General features: G+C 68.5%; 10 protein-coding genes. 3 read left to right on the top strand and 7 right to left on the bottom strand.

The genetic code is table 11. From position 1 onward, the window contains the following. Positions 1 to 17 precede the first annotated feature (17 nt). The 4 genes from ACT6S0_RS03710 to ACT6S0_RS03695 form a co-directional block, all read right to left on the bottom strand. Positions 18 to 2,234 (bottom strand): putative bifunctional diguanylate cyclase/phosphodiesterase, encoded by a 2,217-nt coding sequence (locus ACT6S0_RS03710; protein WP_444762572.1) that lies wholly within the window; start codon positions 2,232 to 2,234, stop codon positions 18 to 20. Positions 2,235 to 2,362: 128 nt separating this feature from the next. Next, positions 2,363 to 4,624 (bottom strand): YgiQ family radical SAM protein, encoded by a 2,262-nt coding sequence (locus ACT6S0_RS03705; protein WP_444762571.1) that lies wholly within the window; start codon positions 4,622 to 4,624, stop codon positions 2,363 to 2,365. Between the two features lie 84 nt (positions 4,625 to 4,708). After that, positions 4,709 to 4,924 (bottom strand): cold-shock protein, encoded by a 216-nt coding sequence (locus tag ACT6S0_RS03700; protein ID WP_056205145.1) that lies wholly within the window; start codon positions 4,922 to 4,924, stop codon positions 4,709 to 4,711. A 124-nt stretch (positions 4,925 to 5,048) separates the two neighbouring features. Continuing rightward, positions 5,049 to 5,273 (bottom strand): (2Fe-2S)-binding protein, encoded by a 225-nt coding sequence (locus ACT6S0_RS03695; protein ID WP_444762570.1) that lies wholly within the window; start codon positions 5,271 to 5,273, stop codon positions 5,049 to 5,051. 106 nt (positions 5,274 to 5,379) lie between these two features. Here ACT6S0_RS03695 and bfr point away from each other — a divergent pair, with 106 nt between their 5' ends. Next, on the top strand, positions 5,380 to 5,850 hold the full coding sequence (gene bfr / locus ACT6S0_RS03690) for a bacterioferritin (protein WP_444762569.1): 471 nt from the start codon (positions 5,380 to 5,382) through the stop codon (positions 5,848 to 5,850). Between the two features lie 142 nt (positions 5,851 to 5,992). Here the strand turns inward: bfr and ACT6S0_RS03685 are convergent, their stop codons facing one another. Next, entirely contained in the window at positions 5,993 to 6,466 is a 474-nt protein-coding gene (locus tag ACT6S0_RS03685) for a cyanophycin metabolism-associated DUF1854 family protein (RefSeq protein ID WP_444762568.1), read from the bottom strand. Further along, positions 6,463 to 8,706, bottom strand: a complete 2,244-nt coding sequence (locus tag ACT6S0_RS03680) for a cyanophycin metabolism-associated ABC transporter (RefSeq protein ID WP_444762567.1) — start codon at positions 8,704 to 8,706, stop codon at positions 6,463 to 6,465. Before ACT6S0_RS03680 ends, ACT6S0_RS03685 begins: the two co-directional genes overlap by 4 nt. A gap of 89 nt (positions 8,707 to 8,795) precedes the next feature. Between ACT6S0_RS03680 and ACT6S0_RS03675 the strand changes: the two genes are divergently transcribed. Together ACT6S0_RS03675 and cphA are read left to right on the top strand one after the other, a co-directional pair. Further along, entirely contained in the window at positions 8,796 to 10,982 is a 2,187-nt protein-coding gene (locus ACT6S0_RS03675; protein WP_444762566.1) for a cyanophycin synthetase, read from the top strand. Between the two features lie 12 nt (positions 10,983 to 10,994). Then, entirely contained in the window at positions 10,995 to 13,568 is a 2,574-nt protein-coding gene (gene cphA / locus ACT6S0_RS03670; protein WP_444762565.1) for a cyanophycin synthetase, read from the top strand. Between the two features lie 3 nt (positions 13,569 to 13,571). Here the strand turns inward: cphA and ACT6S0_RS03665 are convergent, their stop codons facing one another. Next, positions 13,572 to 16,166, bottom strand: coding sequence for a serine/threonine-protein kinase (locus ACT6S0_RS03665; RefSeq protein WP_444762564.1), 2,595 nt, complete (start codon positions 16,164 to 16,166; stop codon positions 13,572 to 13,574). Positions 16,167 to 16,179: the final 13 nt, after the last annotated feature.

Raw genomic sequence — 16,179 nt, 5'->3', positions numbered from 1 at the left:
GCGCGGAGTTTAGGGGCTCACCGGTGCCTCATCCAGGTTTCAAGCTGATCGGCCGGCATGGGCCGGGCGAACAGCCAGCCCTGCCCTTCATGGCAGCCCAGACCGATGAGGTACTGGCGCTGTTCCTCGGTCTCGATGCCCTCGGCGATGACCGTCAGGCCCAGGCCATGGCCCAGGTTGATGACCATCTGGGCGATGGTCGCGCCGGCGGACGAGGCTTGGGCCTCCTGCACGAAGGCGCGGTCGATCTTGAGGCGGTCCACCTGCAGCTGGCGCAGCTGGCTCAAGGACGAGAAGCCGGTGCCGAAGTCGTCGATGGCGACGCTGAAGCCGAGCCGCTTGATGTCGGCCAGCACGCGCAGCACGAGGTCGGCGTCCTCCATGGCCATGGACTCGGTGATCTCGAGCTCGATGTTCTGGCCATCGACGACGCAGTCGTGCAGCGCACGGCCCAGCATGTCGATGAAGCCGGGGTGGCGGAACTGGGCCATGGACACGTTGACGGCCATGCGGAAGTCGGCGCAGCCCAGGGCCTGCATCTTCTGCAGCTGCGTACAGGCCGTGCGCATGACGAATTCGCCGATGGGAATGATGAGGCCACTCTGCTCGGCCAGCGGGATGAACTGGTCCGGCGGGATAAAGCGCCCGTCGATGGTCCTCCAACGCAGCAGCGCCTCGGCGCCGATGGCGCAGCCGGTGCTGAGTTCGACCTGGGGCTGATAGACGACGAAGAGCTGACTCTCCTCGAAGCCGGTACGCAGGCCCTTGAGCAGCTTGAAGCGCTCGCGCGCGTCGCTGCCCATCGCTGCCGAGAAGTACTGAGATGAGCCGCGCTGCTGCTGCTTGGCGCGCTTGAGCGCGATCTGTGCATCAAGCAGCAACTCGGAGCCGACGGCCTCGGATTCGCCCAGGCGCACCAGGCCCGTGGTGGCCGACAGCTGCAGTCGCTCGCCCGCGACCATGAAGGGCTCGGCAAAGACGCCACTGACAGTCGCGGGGCAGACTTTGTCATGCTCACCCAGCACGCCGAAGGTGTCGGCGCCGACGCGGGCCATCGCCGTGTTCAGGCCCAGCATCGCGCTCATGCGGTGCACGACGGCCTGCAGCACCTGGTCGCCGAAGTGGTGGCCGAAGGCGTCGTTGATGTCGGAGAAGTCGTCGATGTCGATCAGCGCCAGCGTGACACCGGCCGGGTCCTTCAAATTCTTGTCGAGCAGCTCGACGAAGCGGTTGCGATTGGGCAGGCGCAGCAACGGGTCGTTGTAGGCCTGGTCCAGCAGCTGGCTGTAGAGCACGACGTTCTCGAAGCCGACGGCGATGTTGGAGCAGAAGGCGCGCAGCAGTTGCTGGTCGAGCTCGTCGAGCTCGCGGCCAACGTCGACCAGCGCAGCCATCGCGCGGCCCTGGCCCATGCCAAAGTACAGCACCGTGCCATCGTCGTAGAGGTTGCGTTCTTCCCGAAGGCAGCGTTCCAGGCGCTCGCGCACGTTGGCGATCTTGACCTGGGCCAGCGGCCGGTCGATGAGGCCGCTGTACTGGCCCGCGGCCGCAACGATGCGCACCTCGTCGCCGGTCTCGCCGCTGACCTGGGCGCAGACCAGGCCCTCGGGCAGGATGCCAAGCAGGGCGCACAGCTGGGTGACCACGCCCTCGGCAAAGCGCGACAGCCCGCGCATGCGCGATAGCGAGGTGCTGCTCTCGACGATCATCTCCAGGCCGCGGCGGTTGGCCTCCAGCGCGCAGATCTGGCAGTAGGAACGCACGGCTGCGGTGAGCACGGTGTACAGGCGCGTGCGTGTCAGCTCGGACTTGGTCTTGTAGTCGTTGATGTCATAGGCCTGCACCGTCTCGATCTCGGGGGCATAGCCGGGCTGGCCGGTGCGCAGCACGATGCGCAAGGCGTTCAGCCGCAGCTCGTCACGGATATGGCGCACCAGCTGCAGGCCTGCGTCTTCACTCTCCATGACGACGTCGAGCAATACGACGGCGAGGTCTTCCTCGCTGGCCAGCAACTGACGGGCTTGTGCGGCCGAACTGGCGTGCAGGAAGACCAGGGGCTGGCCTTCGACGGTCAGGCCTTGCATGGCCAGCTCGGTGGCCTTGTGGACGTCGCCGTCGTCGTCGACGATCAGGATGCGCCAGGGGCGATCCTGCGGGCGGTGCTCGCCATCAGCGTGCTCAGGCTCGTCGAGCAATTCGAGCAGATCGTCGTCTGCGGCAGGCGTTTCTTGCATGGGGGCGAGGACTCCGGGCACGGGCGCCAGCCAGAGCAGCAGCAGCCTCGTCGGTCAAGAGCCGCAAGCGTAGTGCATACGCACAGGGGCCGCCACGAAAAGCGCGGGCAAATGTCCCGCAGTTCGCGTCAACGTCTACCGGGTTTGCCCGGACGTCCGGCGGGCACGCGCTGGCCTCCCGTGACACGCGGCGGCAGGCCGGTATGGGCCGTCAAGAGCTGACCCTTGCGCGGCGCCGATGCGGGCGCGGCGGCCGGCTTGACGACGGTGGAATTCTTGCGGCGCGCGCTGTCGTAACTGCCATCGGTCAGCGGCTGGTAGCTCGGGATCAGGTGGTGCTTGCCGTTGCCGATCAGGTCGGCGCGGCCCATGCTCTTGAGCGCCTCGCGCAGCAACGGCCAGTTGTTGGCATCGTGGTAGCGCAGGAAGGCCTTGTGCAGCCGGCGGCGACGCTCGCCGCGCACGATGTCGACGCTCTCGCCGCGCGTTTCATCGCGGCTGATGCCCTTCAGCGGGTTCTTGCCCGAGTGGTACATCGCCGTGGCCGTGGCCATCGGGCTGGGGTAGAAGGTCTGCACCTGGTCGGCGCGGAAACCGTTCTTCTTCAGCCAGACGGCGAGGTTCATCATGTCCTCGTCGCTGGTGCCGGGGTGGGCGGCGATGAAGTACGGGATCAGGTATTGCTTCTTGCCGGCCGCCGCGCTGGCCGCTTCGAACATCTGCTTGAAGCGGTCGTAGCTGCCGATGCCCGGCTTCATCATCTTGGACAGCGGGCCGCCCTCGGTGTGCTCGGGCGCGATCTTCAGGTAGCCGCCGACGTGGTGCGTCACCAGCTCCTTGACGTACTCGGGCGACTGCACGGCCAGGTCGTAGCGCAGGCCGGAGCCGATCAGGATCTTCTTGACGCCCGGCAACGCGCGGGCGCGGCGATACATCTTGATGAGCGGATCGTGGCTGGTGTTCAGGTTCGGGCAGATGCCGGGGTAGACGCAGCTGGGCTTGCGGCAGGCCGCCTCGATCTCGGGGCTCTTGCAGCCGATGCGGTACATGTTGGCCGTCGGGCCGCCCAGGTCCGAGACGATGCCGGTGAAGCCTTTGACCTTGTCGCGCATCTCCTCGATCTCGCGGATCACGGAGTCTTCCGAGCGGCTCTGGATGATGCGGCCCTCGTGCTCGGTGATCGAGCAGAAGGTGCAGCCGCCGAAGCAGCCGCGCATGATGTTGACGCTGAAGCGGATCATTTCCCAGGCCGGGATCTTGGTCGCGCCGTCATGACCGCCAGCCTCGTCCGCGTAGCTCGGGTGCGGAGCGCGCGCATAGGGCAGGTCGAACACATGGTCCATCTCGGCGGTCGTCAGCGGGATGGGCGGCGGGTTGATCCACAAGTCCCGTTCACCGTGGCGCTGCACCAGCGCGCGGGCGTTGCCGGGGTTGGTTTCCAGGTGCAGCACGCGGTTGGCGTGGGCGTAGAGCACCGGGTCGCTCTTCACCTGCTCATACGCCGGCAGGCGCACGACGGTGTGCTCGCGCGGCGGCATCTTGATGCGGCCGATCTTGTGGATGGTGATGGGCTTGGGCGCGTCAGGCTCTTCCGTCTTGCAGGTCTTGTCGTCGACGATCTGGTAGGGGCTGATGAGGTCGTCGATGCGGCCCGGACGGTCGACCTCGGTCGAGTCCAGCTCGAACCAGCCCTCGGCCGTCGGGTCGTCGGTGCGGCGCATGAAGGCCGTGCCGCGCACGTCCGTCAGGCTCTCGATCGGCTCGCGGCGCGCCAGGCGGTGGGCGATCTCGATGATGGCGCGCTCGGCATTGCCGTAGACCAGCAGGTCGGCCTTGGCGTCCACCAGCACGGAGCGACGCACCTTGTCCTGCCAGTAGTCGTAGTGGGCGATGCGGCGCAACGAGGCCTCGATGCCGCCGATGACGATGGGCACGTCCTTGAAGGCCTCCTGGCAGCGCTGCGTGTAGACCAGCGTGGCGCGGTCGGGGCGCTTGCCGCCCTGGCCGCCCGGCGTGTAGGCGTCGTCGCTGCGGATCTTTCGATCAGCCGTGTAGCGGTTGATCATCGAATCCATGTTGCCGGCCGCGACGCCGAAGAACAGGTTGGGCTTGCCCAGCGCCTTGAAGGGCCCGGCGCTCTGCCAGTCCGGCTGGGCAATGATGCCGACGCGAAAGCCCTGCGCCTCCAGCGTGCGGCCGATGACGGCCATGCCGAAACTGGGATGGTCGACGTAGGCGTCGCCCGTGACGATGATGATGTCGCAGGAATCCCAGCCGAGCTGCTCCATCTCCGCCCGGGTCATGGGCAGAAAGGGCGCGGGGCCGAAACGCTTGGCCCAGAACGGGCGGTAAGCGGTCAGCGCCTTGGGCGGTTGGGGTAAGGCAGACATGGCAGCGATTGTCGTTGGGCGGGCCCAGAAAGCACAAAGCCCGCGCAAGGCGCGGGCTTGACTCAACGGCCGAAGCCGTGAGGATTACAGCGAACGGATGTTCGCGGCTTGCAGGCCCTTGGGGCCCTGCTTCACTTCGAATTCGACCTGGGCGCCTTCGGCCAGGGTGCGGAAGCCGCCGTTGTTCTTGATTTCGCTGTGGTGGGCGAACAAGTCCTTGCTGCCGTCGGCCGGCGTGATGAAGCCGAAGCCCTTGCCGTCGTCAAACCATTTGACAGTGCCGGTTTGGAGGGTGCTCATGGAATTTCCTTACTGTTGTCGTGCTGCGTGGCCCGCCCCGGAGCGGCCGCGGAATTCACAACGACGTTCAGGAAACAAGACCAACAAAAAGGCGCCGGATGTCGGCGCCTGGGTGCATTCTAGTTCAGGCTGACAGCAACGGCTGGATCGTTACAGCCATACCGCGATTTCGCGATCCGCCGCCTTTGACGCGGCTCTCCTCGAAGACCGCGCAGGCGCAGTCGCGGCAGGCACCGCAAGCCGTCGCCACAAGCAGGTCGTCCTGCAGGGCCTCGAAATTCGGACAACCGCTGGACGCGGCAATCGCGATGTCTCGGTCGGAGACGCGGTGGCAGACGCAAACAATCATGGATGCGGAGTCTAATGCGAATCTGTCTCATTTGCAAAAAGAGCGGTTTCGCTGAAGGGCATCCGCTGGGGATACTGCCAACCAATTTCACGTTTCGGAGCCCGTCATGCAAGGCGACCCTCAAGTCATCGTCCACCTGAACCAGCAACTCAAGCTGGAGCTGACCGCCATCAACCAGTACTTCCTGCATGCCCGCATGCTGAAGAACTGGGGGCTGCTGAAGATGGCCAAGCACGAATACGAAGAGTCCATCGAGGAGATGAAGCACGCCGACAAGCTCATCGAGCGCGTGTTGACCCTGGACGGCCTGCCCAACCTGCAGGACCTGGGCAAGCTCTACATCGGCGAGAACGCCGTCGAGACGATGCGTTGCGACCTCATCATTGAGAAAGCCTCGCACGTGCATCTGAAGGAGGCCGTGGCCTACTGCGAGAGCGTGCGCGACTACGTGTCGCGCGAGCTCTTCGTGCAGATCCTGGACGACACCGAAGAGCACATCGACCACCTCGAAACCCAGCTGGAGCTGGTCAACGCCGTTGGCGAGCAGAACTACCTGCAGTCGCAGATGGCGTCCTGAAGCCCCTCGCCCAGTCCCGCGCCGGCTGAACGCCGGCAGTCCTGGTCGCCCCCCAGGGGACGGCGCTGCTTGCGGCGTTGAGCCGCGGCTCGGAGCGACCCAGCGCTCGGCCCGCAATACCCGGCTCAGCGCCAGCCGCTCCTCAAAGAAAGCGTTCCAGCAGCTTCTTGGACTGCTTGTCCAGCGCCCAGCGGTCAGGCACCTGCATCTGCACGCCATGGCTGGAAGTGATCAGCAGCCGGCCCTCGTCCAGGCGGCGGATGTCTTCCTCGCTCTTCAGCACGAAGTCGACCTCGCCGCGGTCCGTCTCGACGCGCCAGGTGCTTGGCGTGGCAAAGGTGTTCACGGAGATCAGGCGCTTGAGCGTCGGGTGGAACTCGCGTGCGGCCAGCTCGGCTTCGAGCAACCGGCGCGGGCCGTCCGGCAGCGCCGACAGGCGCCTCACCCAGGCCAGCTCATGGCCGTGCACGCCGACCAGGCTCAAGCCCTCGTCGGGCGCGGAAATCGGGTGGGCGCGCACGGGCGTCACGCCCACATGGGCGACGCCGTCAAGATCGATCAGCACCAGCTTGCCGAAGGCGTCCAGCACCAGGTCGCGGAAAGGCAGGTCGGTCATGCGTTCTCCGTGTGCGCGCTGGGGTTGGGGGCCAGCTCGTGTTCTTCCAGGTCTTCCTGGTCGACGCGGCGGGCCTGCGCTTCCCACAGCCGCCAGTAGTGGCCCTGCATGGCGATCAGCTCGTCATGCGGCCCCAGCTCGACGATCTCGCCGCGATCCATGACGACCAGGCGGTCGGCCTTGCGCAGCGTCGACAGCCGGTGGGCGATGGCAATCGTCGTGCGGCCCTTCACCAGGTTGTCCAGCGCCTTCTGGATCTCCTTCTCGGTCTCGGTGTCGACGGCGCTCGTCGCCTCGTCGAGGATGAGGACGGCCGGGTTGATCAGCAGCGCGCGGGCGATGGAAATGCGCTGACGCTCGCCCCCCGACAGCCCCTGGCCGCGCTCGCCGACCAAGCTGTCATAGCCATGCGGCAGGCGCAGGATGAACTCGTGCGCATGGGCGGCGCGGGCCGCCGCGACGATCTCCTCGCGCGTCGCCTCGGGCTTGCCGTAGGCGATGTTCTCGGCGATGCTGCCGAAGAACAGAAAGGGCTCCTGCAGCACCAGCCCGATGTGGCGGCGGTAATCAGTCACCTTGATGCGTCGCAGGTCCACGCCGTCAACCTTGATGCTGCCTTCGGTCACGTCGTAGAAGCGGCAGATCAGGTTGACCAGCGTGCTCTTGCCCGAGCCGCTGTGGCCCACCAGGCCGACCATCTCGCCCGGCCGGATGTCCAGGTTCAGCGACCGGATCACCGAGCGCGAGCCATAGCGGAAGTTCACGCCCTGCAGGGAGATGGCACCGGTCACGTTCTCGAAGCGCTGCGGGTTGACCGGGTCGGGCACGTTGGAGACATGGTCGAGGATGTCGAAGATGCGCTTGGCCCCGGCCGCCGCCTTCTGCGTGACCGAGACGATGCGGCTCATCGAATCCAGCCGGCCGTAGAAGCGCCCGATATAGGCCAGGAAAGCCGTCAAGGTGCCGACGGTGATGCTCTGGTGCGAGATCAGCCAGATGCCCACGCCCCAGACCACCAACAGGCCCATCTCCGTCAGCAGTGCCACGCTGGGCGTGAACAGGCTCCAGGTCTTGTTGAGCCTGTCGTTGACCTGCAGGTTCTTCTGGTTGGCGTCGCGGAAACGCGCCGCCTCACGCCGCTCCTGTGCGAACGCCTTGACCACGCGGATGCCGGGGATGGTATCGGCCAGGATGTTGGTGACCTCGCCCCAGACCCGGTCGATCTTCTCGAAGCCCGTGCGCAGCCGGTCGCGCACCAGGTGGATCAGCCAGGCGATGAAGGGCAGCGGCACCAGCGTGGCCAGAGCCAGGCCGGGGTGGATGCTGAACAGGATGATGGAGGTCATCGCGAGCATCAGCACGTCGGTGATGAAGTCCAGCGCATGCAGGCTCAGAAAGACCGAGATGCGGTCCGTCTCGGAGCCGATGCGCGCCATCAGGTCGCCCGTGCGCTTGTTGCCGAAGTACTCCAGCGACAGCCCCAGCAAATGCTCGAAGGTGGCCGTGCGCAGGTCGGCCGCGATGCGCTCGGACACCAGCGACAGCAGATAGGTCTTGGCCCAGCCCAGGCCCCAGGACAGCAGCGCGGCGCCGAACAGGCCACTCAGCAGCAGGCCGACCAGGCCGGGGTCGATCTGCTGGCCGTTCTGGAAGGGGATCAGCACCCGATCCATCAGCGGCATCGTCAGATAGGGTGACACCAGCGTCGCACCGGTGGCGCCCAGCATCAGCGCAAAGCCCAGCAAGAGCTGGCCCTGGTAGGGCCGGGCAAAGCGCCACAGGCGCAGCAGCACCCAGGTGCTGGACGGCTTGCTGGCCTCGCCGAAATCGAAGGACGAGTCCTCGCCCTCGGCGTCGTCCACCGGAACGGCATGGCCGGCCAGCCGCTGCACCTCGCGCTCGAAGGCGTCAACCAGGCGCACCGCCGCCGGGTTGCAGGCAAGGGTGAAGCGCCAGCGGGCCAGCCGTCCCCCGGCGTCGAACAGCTCCATGAAAGCCAGGCCGCCGTGGTCGCTGAGCTTGAGGCTCTGGCCCGGGGCCAGCGGGTGCTCGGCCCAGTTCCCGGCGGCCGGATCAAAGGCCAGCAGGCGTGAATTCGTCAGTGCAACCAGACCCTGGCCGAAGCGGCCTTGCGTGTCCAGGTCAACCTCCAGCGTCGCCACCACGTTCTCGCCAGCCACGAGCCGCCCTTGAAGGGCGGCTGTTTGCGGATGGGGCGTTGCGATGGGAAGGTCTTGCATGTTCTTGTTGGCTCCAGCAGGCGGCAGCAATTCTCCGCCATGACTTCAGCGCACAATTCCCAGCGCCCGCGGCGCCTACCCTTGATCTCATGAGCAAAAAACAAGACATCCGCGAAGACATCAAGCTCTTGCGCATCAACTACCTGCGCGGCCCCAACATGTGGACCTACCGGCCCGTGCTGGAGGTCTGGCTGGACCTGGGCGAGCTGGAGGACCACCCCAGCCACCTGCTGCCCGGCTTCAACGACCGGTTGACGGCCGCCCTGCCCAACCTGATCGAGCACCATTGCGGCGTCGGCGAGCGCGGCGGCTTCATCGAGCGCCTGCGCGGCGGCACCTGGATGGGCCATGTGCTGGAGCACATCGTCATCGAGCTGCTCAACCTTTCCGGCATGCCCACCGGCTTTGGCCAGACGCGCTCGACCTCCCAGCGCGGCGTCTACCGCATGGTCTTCCGCGCCCGCGACGAGCAGGTGGCGCGTGCGGCACTGGCCGAGGGCCACGCCCTCATCATGGCCATGATCAACGACCAGCCCTTCGACGTACCGGCCGCCGTGACGCGCGTGCGCGAGAAGCTGGACGACTGCTACCTGGGGCCCTCCACGGCGGCCATCGTCGCGGCGGCCACCGACCGGCGAATTCCTCACATCCGCCTGAACGACGGCAACCTCGTGCAGCTCGGCCACGGCGCGCGCCAGCGCCGCATCTGGACGGCCGAGACCGACATGACCAGCGCCATCGCCGAAGGCATCGCTGGCGACAAGGACCTGACCAAGACCTTGCTCAAGGCTGTCGGCGTGCCGGTGCCGGCCGGCGAGGAAGTCAAGAGCGCCGCCGAAGCCTGGCGCGCCGCTCAGGACCTGGGCCTGCCTGTCGTCATCAAGCCCAGCGACGGCAACCACGGCCGCGGCGTCACGCTGGACATCGCCAACGAAGCCGACTGCGAGGCCGCCTTCAAGCTGGCCGACGCCGAAGGCTCGTCCGTGCTGGTGGAGCGCTACATCCGCGGCAACGAGCACCGCGTGCTGGTCGTCGGCGGCCAGGTGGTGGCTGCGGCGCGCGGCGAGGCGGCGTGGGTGCATGGCGACGGCGTGCACACGGTCGCCGAACTCATCGACCTGCAGATCAACACCGACCCGCGCCGCGGCCTGACCGAGGACTTCCCGCTCAACCGCATTACCCTCGGCGAAGATCCCGTCGTGCTGCTGGACCTGAAGCGCCAGGGCGTTGCGGCCGAGACCGTACCGCGGGCCGGCAAGTCGGTGCTGATCCAGCGCAACGGCAATGTCGCCATCGACTGCACGCCCGAGGTCCACCCAGAGGTCGCGCATGCGGTGTCGCTGGCGGCGCGCACCATCGGCCTGGACATCGCCGGTGTCGACCTCGTCACCGAGGACATCTCCAAGCCGCTCGCCGAGACCGGCGGCGCCGTCGTCGAGGTGAATGCCGGCCCGGGCCTGCTGATGCACCTCAAGCCCGCCGGCGGCTCGCCCCAGCCGGTGGGCCAGGCCATCATCGACCACCTCTTCGCCGAGGACGAGAGCGGCCGCATCCCCATCGTCGGCGTGGCCGGCTCGCGCGGCGGCGCGCAGATCTCGCGCCTGGTCGCCTGGCTGCTGCACCTCAACGGCCGCCATGTCGGCCTGGCCTGCCGCGACGGCCTCTTCCTCGGCACGCGCCGCGTCGAGAAGAAGGACAGCGCCCGCTGGGACGCCGCCCACCGCCTGCTGATGAACCGCGGCGTCAATGCCGTGGTCATCGAGAACGACCCCGCCTCGGTGCTGCGCGACGGCCTCGCCTACGACCGTTGCCAGGTCGGCGTGGTCACCGACATGGACGGCATCGCCGCGCTGGCCGAGTTCGACGTGCAGGACGAGAACCAGCTCTACAAGGTGCTGCGCACCCAGATCGACGTGGTGCTCAGCGAAGGCGCCAGCGTGCTGCATGCCGCGCATCCGCGCCTGGTCGACATGGCCGAGCTGAGTGATGGCGAGGTCGTCTTCTATGCCGAGGACGGCCGGCTGGACGCCATCCAGCATCACCGTGACCGGGGCGGCCGCGCCGTCTTCCTGCGCGGCGGCGCCGCCGTGCTGGCCCAGGGCCCGGCGGAGACGCCCGGGGCCAACATCGAGGCCCTGCTGCGCCGCTTCGGCGCCCAGGCCGCCGACGCGCCCACCCTGCTTGCCGCCGTTGCGGCTGCCTGGGCGCTGGGCATCTCGCCCGAACTGATCGCCGCCGGCCTCGACACCTTCGTGCCCGAACTCCACCTCGCCTAACTCCAAAAACCCATGGACGTTTCACGCACCCGCGCGCTGCGCGGCCCCAATATGTGGAGCCGCCACACCGCCATCGAGGCCGTCGTGCATTGCACCGAGTCCGAGCGTTCGCTCGAACGCCTGCCCGGCTTCGAGTCGCGCCTGCGCCAGCTCTTCCCGACCATCGGCGAGCTGCGCACCGACGCCTCGCTGGCCCAGGTGCTGGAGCAGGCCACGCTGGCGCTGCAGGCCCAGGCCGGCTGCCCGGTCACCTTCAGCCAGACGCACGTCACGCCGGAGGCCGGCACCTACCAGATCGTCGTCGAGTACAGCGAGGAAGACGTCGGCCGCCTGGCCTTCGAGCATGCGATCAAGCTGGTCAACGCGGCGCTGGACGGCAGCGAATTCGATGCCGACGCCGTGCTGGCGCAATTGCGCGAGCTCGACGAGGACATCCGCCTGGGCCCATCGACCGGCTCCATCGTCGACGCAGCGCTGGCGCGCGGCATCCCCTACCGCCGTCTGACGCAGGGCAGCCTGGTGCAGTTCGGCTGGGGCGCCAAGCAGCGTCGCATCTGGGCCGCCGAGGTCGACGCGACCAGCGCCGTCAGCGAATCCATCGCCCAGGACAAGGACCTCTGCAAGCGCCTGCTGCAGGCCGCCGGCGTGCCGGTGCCCATCGGCCGCCCGGTCGAGTCGGCGGACGACGCCTGGGAAGTGGCTCAGGAGATCGGTCTGCCCGTCGTCGTCAAGCCGCAGGACGGCAACCAGGGCAAGGGCGTGACCGTCAACGTGACGACGCGCGAAGGCATCGCGGCGGCCTACAAGGCGGCCGACGAGATCGGCACCGTCATGGTCGAGAAGTTCTTGCCCGGTTCGGACTACCGCCTGCTCGTCATCGGCGACAAGCTCATCGCCGCCGCGCGCCGCGACCCTCCGCATGTCATCGGTGACGGCATTCACACCGTCAAGCAGCTGGTCGACAAGGTCAATGCCGACCCCAAGCGCGGTGACGGCCATGCCACGTCGCTGACCAAGATCCGCTTCGACGACATCGCCGTTGCACGCCTGACTCAGCAAGACCTGACCCCCGAGTCCGTCCCCGAGAAGGGCCAACGCGTCATCCTGCGCAACAACGCCAACCTGTCCACCGGCGGCACCGCCACCGACGTGACGGACGACGTGCATCCGGAAGTCGCCGCCCGCGCCATCGCGGCTGCCCAGGTTGTGGGACTGCATGTCTGCGGCGTCGATGTCGTTGCCGAGACAGTGCTGCGCCCGCTGGAGGAGATCAGCGGCGGCATCGTCGAAGTGAACGCTGCGCCGGGCCTGCGCATGCACCTGAGCCCGAGCTACGGCAAGGGCCGCAACGTCGGCGAGGCCATCGTCGGCCACTTGTTCGGCATGGGGCATAAATCCGGCGGCATGGCCGAGGACGGCCGCATCCCGGTCGTCGCCGTCACGGGCACCAATGGCAAGACGACGGTCACGCGGCTGATCGCCCACATGTTCGCCAGCTGCGGCCTCAAGGTCGGCATGACCAACACCGACGGCGTCTATGTCGATGGCCGCCAGATCGACAGCGGCGACTGCTCCGGCCCCAAGAGCGCGCGCAACGTGTTGATGCACCCGGACGTCGAAGCCGCCGTGCTGGAGACCGCGCGGGGCGGCATCCTGCGCGAGGGCCTGGGCTTCGACCGCTGCCAGGTCGCCGTCGTCACCAATGTCGGGGCGGGCGACCACCTGGGCATGAACTTCCTGAACACGGCCGAAGACCTCATCCTGGTCAAGCGCGTCATCGTGCAGAACGTCGCGCCCGGCGGCTATGCCGTGCTGAACGCCGCGGACCCGCTGACGGCAGGCATGTCCGCCGTCTGCCCCGGCCAGGTCATCTACTTCGCGGCCGACCGTCACCACCCGGTGATGGCCACGCACCGCGCCCAGGGCAAGCGCTGTGTCTATGTCGACGGCGACCAGCTCGTCGCCGCGCAGGGCGTGTGGCGGGAGAGCATCCCGCTGCGCGACATCCCGATCACGCGCGGCGGCCTGATCGGCTTCCAGGTCGAGAACGCGATGGCCTCGGTCGCTGCCGCCTGGGCCGTGGGGCTGGACTGGGACACCATCCGCCGCGGCGTCGGCAGCTTCTCCAACGATGCCGATAACGCGCCTGGCCGATTCAATGTCATGGACTACCGCGGCGCCACCGTCATCGCCGACTACGGCCACAACGGTGATGCGATGAAGGCCCTGGTCGGCGCCGTGGCGGCGCTGCCGGCCAAGACGCGCAGCGTCGTCATCAGCGGCGCGGGCGACCGGCGCGACGAGGACATCCGCGTGCAGACCGAGATCCTTGGCGCCGCCTTCGACGAGGTCATCCTCTACGAAGACGCCTGCCAGCGCGGCCGCGCCGCCGGCGAGGTCGTCGCGCTGCTGCGCGCCGGACTGCAAGGCGCATCACGCACCCGGCATGTCGAGGAAATCATCGGCGAGTTCACGGCCATCGATCGGGCGCTCTCGCGCCTGCAGCCCGGTGACCTGTGCCTGGTGCTGGTGGACCAGGTGGAAGAAGCGCTGGCCCATCTGGCCAAGCGCATCGCGCAAGGCTGAGGCCTAACAGCCCAGGTCTGTGCGCCAGGCCAGTGCCTGCGGCGGCAGTGACCGCAACGGCGCGGCGCGTGCCCAGGCCGCGCAGGCAGCGCGCCTGTCGGCCAGCATGAAGGCGGCTTCGGCGGCGGCCAGCGCGTTGTCGACGCTGCGGATCTCGGCGTCCGACAGCGCCTGCAGCGCGACAGCCGCGGCCTTCATCGCTTTCGCATCGCCACGCAGGCCGGCCAGCCTCAGCTCGCTCAAGGCCAGCGATCGTCGGTTGCGCGCAGTGCCGGCCTTGGCCGTCTCGGCCGCCCAGTAGGCGCGCGTCCGCTCCAGCCAGGGTGTCGCTTCGGCGGCGGCGCCGGTCAACGCCAGCGCGGTGCCCAGCGTCAAGGCACGCGCATCCCGGTCGCCGGGCCATCGCGGGTTGTCGGCGTCCTTTTCCAGCAGGCGCAGCGTCCAGTCCATGCTCTCGCGCATCGCGGCCAGCGCCTCGGCCGGACGGTCCAGCTGCAGCGCCAGGCCCGCCTGCAGGAACAGCGTGGACGCCAGGCTGGCCCAGAACTGCTGCTGCTCGGGGTGCATGGGCTGCACGCGCCGCAGGTGCTCGAGGTTCTCGCGGCGCGCCTCGGCCGAGCCGGCGTAGTCACCCCGACGCTGCAGGGACGACGCCATGGCGCCGGCGATGACGGCCTGCGTCTGCCCCAGCTCGGCCTCCAGCCGCGTCTCCTCCGGCCGCAAGCCTGCGTTGACGGCAGCGATCTCCGCCGTCATGCCCAGTTGCGCCAGCGCGCCCGCCTTCGCCGCTCCGTAGGCCGCCATGGCCTCGGCCGGCCGGTCCAGGCCCTGGCCGTTGTCGTCCAGCAGCAGGCCGAGGTTGAACTGCGACGCGGTGATGGCGCCAAGCAAGCGCAGCCGGTCCACGCCGGGCGGTGCCAGCGCAAAACCCTCCTCGGCCAGCTTCAGGCCCTGCCGCGTGAGCTTGACGGCTTCCTCCAGCCGGCCCGCCTCCTGCTCGGCCGAAGCCATCACGTTGTAGGCGCGCGAGGCATAGGTCGCGAACAGCGCGTTGCCCTTCTGCGTCGGCCAGGCCCGTGTGGCGAGGCTCATCGCGGCCTCGGCGTGGTGGCGCGCGTCATTCGGTTTTTCCAGCGAGCCCGGGTAGCCGGGCATCAGGGCCTCCGCCATGCGCACCTGGACCTGCGCCATGTCGGCCACGACCGCCGTGTCGCCGCCCAGCGTGGGCAGCAGGCGTTCCAGCGCGGCGTGCGTGTCGCGCAGCAAGTCGAGCTTGATCTTCTGGCCACCCGGCAGGTATTCCACGCTGTCGCCAAAGCCAAAGACGAGGTCGTGCGTGACACGCCTGACCTCGGCCAGACGCTGCTCCGCCAGCGCCTGCGCGCGGCGCGCCTCGCGCGCCTGCCAGGTCGTCGCGGCCATGCCGCCCACCAGGGCCAGCACACTGACCAGCGCCAGCCCGCTGGCGAGCCGGTTGCGCGACAGCAGCTTGGCGGTGCGGTAGCACCAGGTCGGCGCGCGCGCGCTGACGGGATAGCCGCCGAGGTAGGCGCGCAGGTCGGCGGCCAGCGCGTCAACGCTGGCGTAGCGGCGCTCGGGCTGCTTCTCCAGCGCCTTCAGCACGATGTTGTCGAGGTCGCCCTGCAGCGTGCGCGCCTGCGCCAGCCACTGCGGGTCGCCGACGTCGTCGGGGCTCAGGCGGCTAGGGCGGGTCGGCTCGTCCTCCAACACGCTGCGCGCGGCCTCCTGCGGCGTGGTCGCATCCCGGCCGGTCGGGCGCACGCCGGTCAGCAGCAGGTAGAGCAGCACGCCCAGGCTGTAGATGTCGGTGGCGGTGCCCACCGTTTCGCCGCGCACCTGCTCGGGGCTGGCGTAGTTGGGCGTCATCGCGCTGGCCTGCGTAGCGTCCAGCCCGGCGCCGTCGGGGGCGATGGCCTTGGCGATGCCGAAGTCCAGCAGCTTGACGCGGCGATGCGCGTCAACCAACACGTTGCCGGGCTTGAGGTCGCGGTGCACGAGCAGCTGGCGGTGTGCGAAGGCTACGGCGTCGCACAGCTGCAGCATCAGCGCGATGCGGTCCGCCACCGGCAGGCCGCGCGCGGCCTCGTCCAGCGGCCGGCCGTCGACGAACTCCATGACGAAGTAGGGCTGGCCCTCGGGCGTCATGCCGGCGTCCATCAGCTGGGCGATGTGCGGGTGGTTGACGCGCGCCAGCAGCCGGCGCTCCTGCTCGAAGCGCGCCAGCCAGCCGGCGCCGCGGCCACCTTGCAGCAGCTTGATGGCCGCGCGGCCTTCGTAGCTGCCATCGGCCCGCTCCGCCTCGTAGACCTCGCCCATGCCGCCCGCGCCCACCTGCCGCACCAGCAGCCAGGGACCCAGGCGGCGGCCGGTCCAGCCGTCGCCCTGCATGGCCGCGGCCTCGGCGAGGAAGCCGACGGTGGCGTCGTCATGGTGCTGCAGCAGGCTGCGCAGCTCGGCCAGCAGTTCGGGCGGCAGGGCGGCCTCGGCGATGACCGCGTCGCGCTCGGCCGGCGGCAGCTCGGTCACCGCATCGAACACCGCCTTCACGCGGCACCAGGACTCTTCGGGCTTGCTCATGCCCCAGTGTCCC

It is taken from the genome of Roseateles sp. (genome assembly GCF_052436255.1).
Classification (GTDB): domain Bacteria; phylum Pseudomonadota; class Gammaproteobacteria; order Burkholderiales; family Burkholderiaceae_C; genus Pelomonas.
The sequence above is the reverse complement of the archived record's forward strand: the minus strand, read 5'-3'. Positions and strand labels throughout refer to the sequence as shown.

Excerpts from the sequence above, each read along its gene's own strand:
- ACT6S0_RS03710 (WP_444762572.1), bottom strand. The coding sequence starts at position 2,234 with ATGCAAGAAACGCCTGCCGCAGACGACGATCTGCTCGAATTGCTCGAC.
- ACT6S0_RS03705 (WP_444762571.1), bottom strand. The coding sequence starts at position 4,624 with ATGTCTGCCTTACCCCAACCGCCCAAGGCGCTGACCGCTTACCGCCCG.
- ACT6S0_RS03700 (WP_056205145.1), bottom strand. The coding sequence starts at position 4,924 with ATGAGCACCCTCCAAACCGGCACTGTCAAATGGTTTGACGACGGCAAG.
- ACT6S0_RS03695 (WP_444762570.1), bottom strand. The coding sequence starts at position 5,273 with ATGATTGTTTGCGTCTGCCACCGCGTCTCCGACCGAGACATCGCGATT.
- bfr (WP_444762569.1), top strand. The coding sequence starts at position 5,380 with ATGCAAGGCGACCCTCAAGTCATCGTCCACCTGAACCAGCAACTCAAG.
- ACT6S0_RS03685 (WP_444762568.1), bottom strand. The coding sequence starts at position 6,466 with ATGACCGACCTGCCTTTCCGCGACCTGGTGCTGGACGCCTTCGGCAAG.
- ACT6S0_RS03680 (WP_444762567.1), bottom strand. The coding sequence starts at position 8,706 with ATGCAAGACCTTCCCATCGCAACGCCCCATCCGCAAACAGCCGCCCTT.
- ACT6S0_RS03675 (WP_444762566.1), top strand. The coding sequence starts at position 8,796 with ATGAGCAAAAAACAAGACATCCGCGAAGACATCAAGCTCTTGCGCATC.
- cphA (WP_444762565.1), top strand. The coding sequence starts at position 10,995 with ATGGACGTTTCACGCACCCGCGCGCTGCGCGGCCCCAATATGTGGAGC.
- ACT6S0_RS03665 (WP_444762564.1), bottom strand. The coding sequence starts at position 16,166 with ATGAGCAAGCCCGAAGAGTCCTGGTGCCGCGTGAAGGCGGTGTTCGAT.